Annotated in this window: 11 protein-coding genes; 8 read left to right on the forward strand and 3 right to left on the reverse strand. The window is 42.9% G+C overall.

What is annotated here, in order from left to right; all coding sequences use genetic code 11:
- Positions 1-329: 329 nt before the first annotated feature.
- Positions 330-1,547, forward strand: a complete 1,218-nt coding sequence (gene glgC / locus HZA10_02395; protein MBI5195152.1) for a glucose-1-phosphate adenylyltransferase — start codon at positions 330-332, stop codon at positions 1,545-1,547.
- A gap of 22 nt (positions 1,548-1,569) precedes the next feature.
- Here glgC and HZA10_02400 read toward each other — a convergent pair whose 3' ends face one another.
- Positions 1,570-1,875 carry a hypothetical protein gene (locus HZA10_02400; GenBank protein MBI5195153.1) on the reverse strand — a complete coding sequence of 102 codons (306 nt, stop codon included), beginning with the start codon at positions 1,873-1,875 and terminating at the stop codon, positions 1,570-1,572.
- Between the two features lie 211 nt (positions 1,876-2,086).
- Here HZA10_02400 and HZA10_02405 point away from each other — a divergent pair, with 211 nt between their 5' ends.
- Together HZA10_02405 and HZA10_02410 are read left to right on the forward strand one after the other, a co-directional pair.
- Positions 2,087-2,350, forward strand: coding sequence for a DUF4258 domain-containing protein (locus HZA10_02405; protein MBI5195154.1), 264 nt, complete (start codon positions 2,087-2,089; stop codon positions 2,348-2,350).
- On the forward strand, positions 2,337-2,546 hold the full coding sequence (locus HZA10_02410; GenBank protein MBI5195155.1) for a DUF2283 domain-containing protein: 210 nt from the start codon (positions 2,337-2,339) through the stop codon (positions 2,544-2,546). Before HZA10_02405 ends, HZA10_02410 begins: the two co-directional genes overlap by 14 nt.
- 26 nt (positions 2,547-2,572) lie before the next feature.
- Here the strand turns inward: HZA10_02410 and HZA10_02415 are convergent, their stop codons facing one another.
- Together HZA10_02415 and HZA10_02420 are read right to left on the reverse strand one after the other, a co-directional pair.
- Positions 2,573-3,616, reverse strand: a complete 1,044-nt coding sequence (locus HZA10_02415) for a deoxyhypusine synthase family protein (GenBank protein ID MBI5195156.1) — start codon at positions 3,614-3,616, stop codon at positions 2,573-2,575.
- Positions 3,617-3,689: 73 nt separating this feature from the next.
- Complete coding sequence (locus tag HZA10_02420; GenBank protein ID MBI5195157.1) at positions 3,690-4,577, reverse strand: EamA family transporter; 888 nt, start codon at positions 4,575-4,577, stop codon at positions 3,690-3,692.
- A gap of 308 nt (positions 4,578-4,885) precedes the next feature.
- Here HZA10_02420 and pilM point away from each other — a divergent pair, with 308 nt between their 5' ends.
- The 5 genes from pilM to HZA10_02445 all read left to right on the forward strand — a co-directional run.
- A complete protein-coding gene (gene pilM, locus HZA10_02425) occupies positions 4,886-5,902 on the forward strand; it encodes a type IV pilus assembly protein PilM (protein MBI5195158.1) in 1,017 nt (338 codons plus the stop codon).
- Positions 5,899-6,438 carry a PilN domain-containing protein gene (locus tag HZA10_02430; GenBank protein ID MBI5195159.1) on the forward strand — a complete coding sequence of 180 codons (540 nt, stop codon included), beginning with the start codon at positions 5,899-5,901 and terminating at the stop codon, positions 6,436-6,438. The genes pilM and HZA10_02430 overlap by 4 nt, the downstream gene beginning before the upstream one ends.
- A 1-nt stretch (position 6,439) precedes the next feature.
- Complete coding sequence (gene pilO, locus HZA10_02435; GenBank protein ID MBI5195160.1) at positions 6,440-7,063, forward strand: type 4a pilus biogenesis protein PilO; 624 nt, start codon at positions 6,440-6,442, stop codon at positions 7,061-7,063.
- Positions 7,060-7,572, forward strand: a complete 513-nt coding sequence (locus HZA10_02440) for a pilus assembly protein PilP (GenBank protein ID MBI5195161.1) — start codon at positions 7,060-7,062, stop codon at positions 7,570-7,572. Before pilO ends, HZA10_02440 begins: the two co-directional genes overlap by 4 nt.
- Positions 7,569-8,600, forward strand: a 1,032-nt coding sequence (locus tag HZA10_02445) for a secretin and TonB N-terminal domain-containing protein (GenBank protein ID MBI5195162.1), incomplete at its 3' end; no start/stop codon positions are given. The genes HZA10_02440 and HZA10_02445, both read left to right, overlap by 4 nt.

Genomic DNA, 8,600 nt, shown 5'->3' on the forward strand with positions numbered 1-8,600 from the left:
GTTTTGGAGGAGGAATCCCGGCGCCTCCACCAATACTGAAAGTTAAGAGTTATAAGTTAAAAGTTATGAAACACAATCCTCGCAACCTGCATAACGGCATATATGCCTTATCCAAATCATCTCAAATTGCAAAATTAACAATTATCATTTCAAATTAATCTTCACTGTGGCAAGACCACGTGGAATACGCCTGCCGGCAGGCAGGCTCGCTATCCATTTGAGTGCTTTTCATTGTCATCAAATGATAATTTTGCATTGATAATTGATCATTGCATACTGTTTCTTTCACTCTTGCATCTTGCATCCTTTATCATGTATCTTATTCTACTATGGCACGACAGAAAGTCTTAGCAATAGTCTTGGCAGGCGGAAGGGGCAACAGGCTCTTTCCCCTCACATTTGAGCGGTCAAAACCTGCTGTCCCTTTTGGCGGACGCTACCGTATAATTGACTTTGTATTAAGCAATCTCATCAACTCCAGAATATTTTCCATTTACCTCCTTGTGCAGTACAAATCCCAGTCCCTGATAGAGTATGTGAGGGAAAACTGGGTCTTGTCATCCATCATACAGGATCATTTTGTCACTGTAGTCCCACCGCAGATGCGCATCGGACCGGAGTGGTTTCAGGGCACTGCCGATGCGGTTTTTCAGAATCTCAATCTTATCCGCCAGCACAAACCCGACCTCGTGGCAATCTTTGGCGCCGACCACATATACCGCATGGACATACGCCAGATGATTGACTTCCATGTCCAGAATAATGCCGATGTTACTGTGGCTGCGAGACCCATACCCATAAGCGAGGGCAGTTCCTTCGGCATTATTGCCGCTGACAACGACGGCCGGATTAAGGGCTTTGAGGAAAAACCGGCAAAGCCGACCCCTATACCGCACGACCCAAAGCACGCATACTGTTCCATGGGCAATTACCTTTTTAATACAGACGTGCTTATTGATGCGCTTGTGGATGCGCAGAAAAACAGACAGCATGATTTCGGCGCTTATGTAATTCCAAATCTCGTAAAAACAAAACAACTCTTCGCCTATAACTTCTCCACAAATGTTATCAAAGGCATTAAGCCTTATGAGGAAAAAGGGTACTGGAGGGACGTCGGGACCATTAAGGCTTACTGGGAAGCGCATCAGGACTTGCTCGGCGAAAAACCTGTTTTCGACATCCATAATGAACTCTGGCCCATCCAACCATCTTACAGTAAAATGCCTCCTGCAAAAATATTAAGCGGCGAGATTGTAAACAGCATGATTTCCTCAGGCGCGCTTATAAAAAATGCTCAGATAGTAAATTCAATCATAAGGCGCGGCGTTACCATTGAAGACGGTGTTGAGGTCAGAGATTCAATCATCATGGACCGCGTAACGCTCAAAAAAGGCTGCCGGTTAAACAAGGTCATCGTGGACTGCTGCAATGTAATTGAAGAGGGCGTTCATATCGGAGAAGGCAGTAAAGAGCATTACATGCGGGCGCACATGGACAATTCGGGCATTACGGTCATTGCAAGCGAGATGCAGTCAGCAAAGCTGTAGGATTTAAGGCTCGCACAAAAGGTTATCTGCTAACAGCCACCAGATCACATTCAACGCTTTTGGCAAGCAGATACCGTATATATGCGTTGTATGATATGCCCCTTTTCTTTGCAAGCATCCTTATCTTCTTGAGCACAAGCGGGTCAAATTTCAATGTGACAGGCGCAAGCTTTGGTCTTTTAAATATATCCGAACTTTCCTGCAGTTCCTCCCAATAATCAGCGATTGAGTGTTTCCTCCAGAACTCTCTTTCTTCCCTCTCTGTTTTTAATTCAGGTAATTTCTTCACTGCAAAATTAGTTTTACCTAAAGGTATTGCTGTTGTCAATATCTTTTTAAAAACATGCGGGGGCAATTTCGCAACTATAAAAATTCACTTGATTTTAATTACCGCCTTATATACGATATTTTTTAAATACTTTCTTTAAGAGGCAAAACATGGGTAATGGACTATCATAACGGTTTTTTTAAAGACTGCCTGCAACTGACGGTTGACGACAGGGGCAAAGAAAATTCATATATTGAGGTAAAATAGTTCTATGCCAACAGATATTGACTTTAGCTTACATTCATTGCTGAAAATTGAGATACTGAAGGCTCACGATCTACCTGTAACAAAAGAAATTATTGAAAATATTGTCAAAAACCCTGATAAAATAGAAGTAGGCTATAAAAACAGATTAATTGCTCAAAAGGGTTTTGATGCAACTCGTGTCCTTAGAGTAGTTTATGAAACATTACCAGACAAACTTTACGTCGTAACTGTTTATCCGGGAAGGAGGTCCCGATATGAGAAAGATTAAATATAGTAAAGATGTTGACGCCCTTCTTATTGAACTTTCAGATAAAAAGATAGATTACGCTGAAGAAGAAGGGCAGATGATTGTCCATTTTTCAAAAGAAGGCGAGCCGGTACTTCTTGAAATACTGGATGCAAAAGACTTTATTCTCAATTCTCTTTCCAGTCTTGTAAAAGAAAAGGAAGTAGCAATACCCTAAAAGAAATCTAAAGGCTGCCTCATGGCTTACACCAGCTTAATCTGTTTCAGCTCCGAGCCTTTCCACGCAAACTGTCTTTTTGCGCGGTTTTTTAAGATAGCCTTTTCCTGCATCATGGCTGATACAAGCAGTGGAAGCCCTATTGTGGCGTCTATGTAAACCGTTGCCGAAGTTGCGGAATATTTTATCTTGCCCCACGACTTTGCCTCTTCAAAGGTGCATCCGGAAAGCCCGCCCCATTTGGGGTCGTCCGTTGTTATCTGAATTGCAAACTGATGCCCGGGGTGATTATTATAACCAAACACCTCCAGCATCGGCTCTATCTGCTGGATGTAGTTTTTAGGCACACCGCCCCCTATGTAAAACACGCCCGTGGATTTTGCCTTCTTTGCAATCTGCATAATCTCATAATTATCCCTCAGGAGGTCTATGTAAAATCCGCTGTCAGGATTGTCCCTGAAGCAATAAGCCACCAATCCTATGCCTATGCCGCTGTCATGTATTGTCGGGCAGAAAACAGGAGTGCCTGTCTTATAAGCAGTCCTTATTATTGACGAGGGGTCCTTAATCCTCTTTCCCATCTCTGAAAGGAACTCTCTTGAGGAATAAGCCCTTTTCTCCAGTTTTTTAGGGAGAGCAGTAAAAAAGGCATCCACTTTAATAAATAAATTGTCGTCGGCAAAGGTATCGTAAATCCTGTCAATGCGCATTTCCCTGAGTTCCTCATCACCGACATGTCTCTCTGCCACATAATGGTTATGCCCCTGGCTTTCAAAAAAATCATGATACATATTGGCGCCGGTTGAAACAAGCACGTCTATCATGTTATGAGCAATCATGTCCCTGACAACTTTTTTCATCCCGGCAGGGACCATTGCGCCGGACAATCCAAAATAGATAACGGTGTTTTTATCCGAAAGCATATTTTTAAAAACTGAAAAACACCTGGCTAAGTTCCTGCTCTGAAAAGACGTGCTGTGAAAGGCTTCAAGGACATCTTTAACCCTGCTGTTTTTTACCGGGTCAAAATGTCTGATTTTTTTTGAGAGCAGGCATTTTTTCTTATCCAAAATACACCTCCAAAATAAAACGACGTGCAGATATAATAATCCAACAGCGCCTTTCCGTCAATGATTATCGCCTTTACCCGCTTAAGACAATCAGCACAACACCTGCGAGCATCATAACGCCGCCGAAAAATCTTACGACAATTTTTTCTTCCTTAAAAAGAATATACCCGTAAATAATGCTGAAGATAAGGCTCATGCGTTTTACCGAGATCATGTATGCAACTTTTGTAAGGCTTATTGCAACCATGTGAAAGATAATCATCAGCGAATAGGAAGCCCCCATGAGAATTAACAGTATAATATCTTTTTTTGTGATGATAATCCCGGTATGGGTCTTTTCAAACCTGTCCCTGTTTTTTCCAATAGCAATGGGCGTAAAGAGGGCAGTCACCAGCACGATATAAAAACTGCCGAAAAAAACCGGCGATGAATGTTCTATTGCCAGCTTGCCCAGAGTTGATGTAACGCTGAATACCGCCGCAACTATAATCATCATCACAGAGCCTTTTTCTTTTAACATTGCCTTTACCGGCTCAATCAAGGCGTATCGTGCCTTGTGAATATTGAGCACATAACTTCCGCCTGTTATGAGGATAATTCCAATTGCGCCGCTTAAAGAAACCTTCTCGCCCAGAATCACATATGAAATAAGTATCAAAAAAAGCGGTGTGAATGCAAGAAACGGCATTGTAAGGCTCATCGGAGAAACCTTAAGCGCCTTTGTATAAAGTATGACGGTTGTAATCTCAAGCGGAAGCGCAATCAAAACGGCCGTCCAGAACGTTCCGTCAAGAGGCGGTATCCCGACGAATAAAAGACTTATCATAAGAAGAGGCAGTGAAAACAACAGCCGCAGCCATGCAACGAGATATTCATCCTTTACGGAAAATAAAAGACGCTTGGTCAGCGCATCGCTCGTAGCGAGCAGGAATGCAGTCAGAAATGCATATATCACCCACAAATCCGGATCCTCCTGATCATCTTTTTTTGCCCTCTGATGATATTTTACATTACCCTGATTATTATGTCAGATGGTATTTTTGCTCTAAAAACTTTTTAATTGATCTTCCCTGCGTCAGAGACCGCAGGGAATCTAATGTAAGGAATTTCTTTTTATTACATGCGCTCGCTAACCCCGCAGCAAGACCACTGGGAATACGCTCGTTGTCCATTTACTTCAGGATAAGTGGAAAAACCCTTGACATTATCGTATCTTTTTGATATTTATATGCTATGCTACTTCGTAGCAAAGGGGTCATAGGTTTAGATGTGGGTTCCAGACACATCAAGGTCGTTCAGCTTAAAGACGTCAAAGACGGCTATCAGTTAGAGCGTTTAAATATCGCCACACTTCCGCCTGAATTAATCGTTGACGGCTCCATCATAGATTCGCCGCGTGTCGTGGAGGCAATAAAAGGGCTTATCTCGGAGTCCGGGATAAAAATAAAGGATGCGGCCATCTCAGTATCAGGACATTCCTCTGTAATCATCAAACGGATATCCCTGCCCCAGATGACCGAAGATGAGTTGAACGATTCAATAAAATTTGAGGCGGAGCCGTATGTGCCGTTTGACATAGACGATGTAAATCTTGACTTCCAGATACTCGGTACAGGCGAAGAACAAAACAAGATGGATGTCGTTATCGTTGCCGTTAAAAAAGATAAGATAAACGAATACGTATCCGTCGTCAAGGAGTCCGGACTCAATCCTGTAATAGTTGATGTAGACCTTTTTGCGCTCGCAAATATCTATGAAGTCAATTATGAGTCAAAGCCCGGAGAAAATACCGCCCTTGTTAATATCGGAGCCGGGACAATTAATATAAATATCCTGAACGGCGGCGTATCCGTATTTACAAGATACAGTCCGGTCGGCAGCAATCTTCACACAGAGGCCGTTCAGCGGGAGTTCGGCATTTCATATAACGATTCAGAACGCTTAAAACGCGGAGAGTCCATTGAAGGAATTCCAAAGGAAAACGTACCACCGGCCGTAAATTCCGCTTCCGAGGATATTATTGCCGAGATTGCCAGGTCTTTTGACTACTTCAGGGGCGCCACGAATGAGAACGATATCCACGAGATTATCCTAAGCGGCGGATGCGTGCTGATAAAAGATTTTGCCTCACTGCTGAATGAGAAAATCGGCGCTGACGTAAAAATCATAGAGCCTTTTAAAAATATCCAAATCCCCGAGAGTTTTGACAAAGCGCATCTTAAAAAAATGGGGCCTATTGCCGTTGTGGCGCTGGGACTGGCTTTAAGGAGACTTGGAGACAGATGATAAGGGTAAACCTTCTTCCACCGGAACAAAGGAAAAAAGTTAAACCTCTACCAGGAGTCCTTGTCATCAGCACCTTTATTACGGTAGCGACAATCCTTGTGCTGGGAGGCATCACATTTTTTTTAACCAGTAAAATCTCAGACCTTAAGGCTGATCAGGCATTAAAAGAAAAGCGACTTGCTGAACTGCAAACAATGATAAAAGAAATCAAAGACTACGAAAAAGACAACAAGTCATTTCAGGATAGAAATAACATTATTGAGCAGTTGAGGAAAAATCAGAACATACCCTTAATTTTGCTGGATGAGATAAGCGAACTGCTTCCAAAAGGCGTATGGCTCACTTCTTTAAATGAGTCCGGAGGCGTTGTAAATATATCCGGCTATGCATATACCAATCCTGATATCGTCAATTATGTGGAAAACCTTAAAAAATCAGAAAAACTTATAGAGGCTGCACTGCTGGAATCGCGGAATGCAACGATTGACAATATTTCTGTCTATCAATTTAAATTAACCTTCAGGGTGAAGGTGTAATATGGCTCTTAACATTAATTTTAATAAAATAAATGCAAAGCTGAAAAATCTTCCGCCTTATTTAAAGGCAATCGTTTTATCTGCGCCCTCAATTGTGCTGATTATTTTATTCATCATCCTGCTTTATATGCCAAAGGGCGCTGAGATTAACGGCCTGAAAGACAGCATAGCCAAACTTGACAGCGAAATTGCAACCAGCGAGATAAAGGCAAAGAAATTAGCCGACCTCAAGATTGAAAATGCACGATTAAAGACACGCCTTGCGAAATTAAAGGAGCAATTACCGGAGGAAAATGAAGTTTCGGGTCTATTAAGGCAGATCTCAGAACTGGGACTCAAATCAGGGCTTAAAATCATTTTATGGAAACCTGAAGGCAGATCACCTGACCCGAGCGGTCTCTATGTAAAAATACCTGTAACCGTAGAGGTTGTAACGGGCTATCATAATCTCGGCGTTTTCTTCAGTTATATCAGCAGACTGCCGAGAATTGTCAATATATCAGGCATAAAGCTCTCTAATCCTGCGCTGAAGGAAGGAGTCAGGGTATTAACTGCCAATTTTACCGCCACTACTTTTTCTGCCGTGCCTGAACCTGCGGTGACTAAGGGGGCAAAAAAACCATGAGGGCCTTTGCGGTTTTAATTTCGCTGGCATTCATGCTTTCAGCATACGGATGCTCAAAAGAAGAGGCAAAGCAGAAGGCAAAAGGCGCAGCGACCGTAAAAAAAGAAGCCCAGATACAGCCGCTGCCTCCGGAATCCGCAAAGCCGGAAGAACTTGGCTACACCTATGACCCAAGGGGACGGCGCGACCCCTTTACGCCGCTTATCGCCGTCGGTTTAGATAAAGGCAAGAAGGCACGCACTGCAGGGACTCTTGAGGGTTATGACATAAATGATTTTACGCTGGCGGCAATTGCTGAAAAAAAAGGCGTGCGTTACGGGCTGATCCTTTCGCCTGACAACAAGTCTTATACCGTAAAAGAAGGGACTGTCCTGGGACTGTATAAAGGAACGGTCAAAAAAATAACAAATGACAAAGTAATAATAATTGAATATAGTATAGATTATACGGGTAAAACAAGACCCCGCGAAGTAGTCTTAGAACTCCGCAAGGGTAAGGAGGCAGAATGATAAAATCAGATTTAAAAGCGTTCTTCAGTTTAACGGGCGCATTTCTATTTTTATTTGTTTTAGCTGTATGCTGTACATCAACAGGAATTGCAAAAGCTGAAGATGCGGCCCAGAGTCCTGTTATTACAGGCATAGACGTGCAGGAAAGCGATAGTATTACTGAAATCCGTATAGACAGCAATGCTTCGCTTTCTTATACAATATATAAACCTTCCGACCCTTTCAGGGTTGTGGTTGAACTTCGCGATGTCGGACTGGGCAGGTTCAAAGACAAGATGGTCCTTGATAAGTCCGGCGTCATGGAAATAATCCCGATGGAAGTTGAAGGCGCGGCAAAGACAGTCAGGCTTGAGATTGCCCTTTCGTCGCCTGTAGAAGTAAAACCTTTACTAAGAGGTAACACATTAGTCCTTTCTTTCCCAAAATCCGAGCCGCCTGCCTTAGAAATGCAAGACGCTTCAGCCTCCGCTGATGAATCAGCAAAAGAAGCGCTAAAGGAAAAACCCGCAGTTGCCGCTCAGGAAGAACCAAAAGCGTCAAAGCCTGAAGCAGCGCCGCAGGCCGGGGCAAAATATACAGGAGAAAAAATATCCCTTGATTTTCAGGATGCGGACCTCCTGCACATCTTTAGACTGCTTGCCGATGTAAGCGGCTATAACATAGTCGTACATCCAGAGGTAAAAGGCAAATTTTCAATGAGGATTTTAAATGTGCCCTGGGACCAGGCGCTTGACATAATACTCCGAAACTACAGCCTGTCAAAAATAGTTGAAGGCAATATCATTCGTATTGCGCCGACAAATGTTTTAGCGCGGGAAGGCGAAGATCTGGCAAAGGCAAAAGAGGCGGAGATAAAATCAGGCGACATTGAGACAAGGGTTTACCCGATTAATTACGCCGATGTTGACAAGGTCAAATCCACTATTGAAACTGCCAAGGTTCTTACCAGTATGGGATTTATAAGCACTGACAAAAGAACAAGCAGTATAATTATAAAAGACGTCAAAGAAAAGCATGAGGAATATGAA

The organism is Nitrospirota bacterium (assembly GCA_016212185.1).
Lineage (GTDB): Bacteria > Nitrospirota > Thermodesulfovibrionia > UBA6902 > DSMQ01 > JACRGX01.

What these genes read in the sequence shown, in the direction of transcription:
- glgC (MBI5195152.1), top strand. Translation starts at nt 330, where the DNA reads ATGGCACGACAGAAAGTCTTAGCAATAGTCTTGGCAGGCGGAAGGGGC.
- HZA10_02405 (MBI5195154.1), top strand. Translation starts at nt 2,087, where the DNA reads ATGCCAACAGATATTGACTTTAGCTTACATTCATTGCTGAAAATTGAG.
- HZA10_02410 (MBI5195155.1), top strand. Translation starts at nt 2,337, where the DNA reads ATGAGAAAGATTAAATATAGTAAAGATGTTGACGCCCTTCTTATTGAA.
- HZA10_02430 (MBI5195159.1), top strand. Translation starts at nt 5,899, where the DNA reads ATGATAAGGGTAAACCTTCTTCCACCGGAACAAAGGAAAAAAGTTAAA.
- pilO (MBI5195160.1), top strand. Translation starts at nt 6,440, where the DNA reads ATGGCTCTTAACATTAATTTTAATAAAATAAATGCAAAGCTGAAAAAT.
- HZA10_02440 (MBI5195161.1), top strand. Translation starts at nt 7,060, where the DNA reads ATGAGGGCCTTTGCGGTTTTAATTTCGCTGGCATTCATGCTTTCAGCA.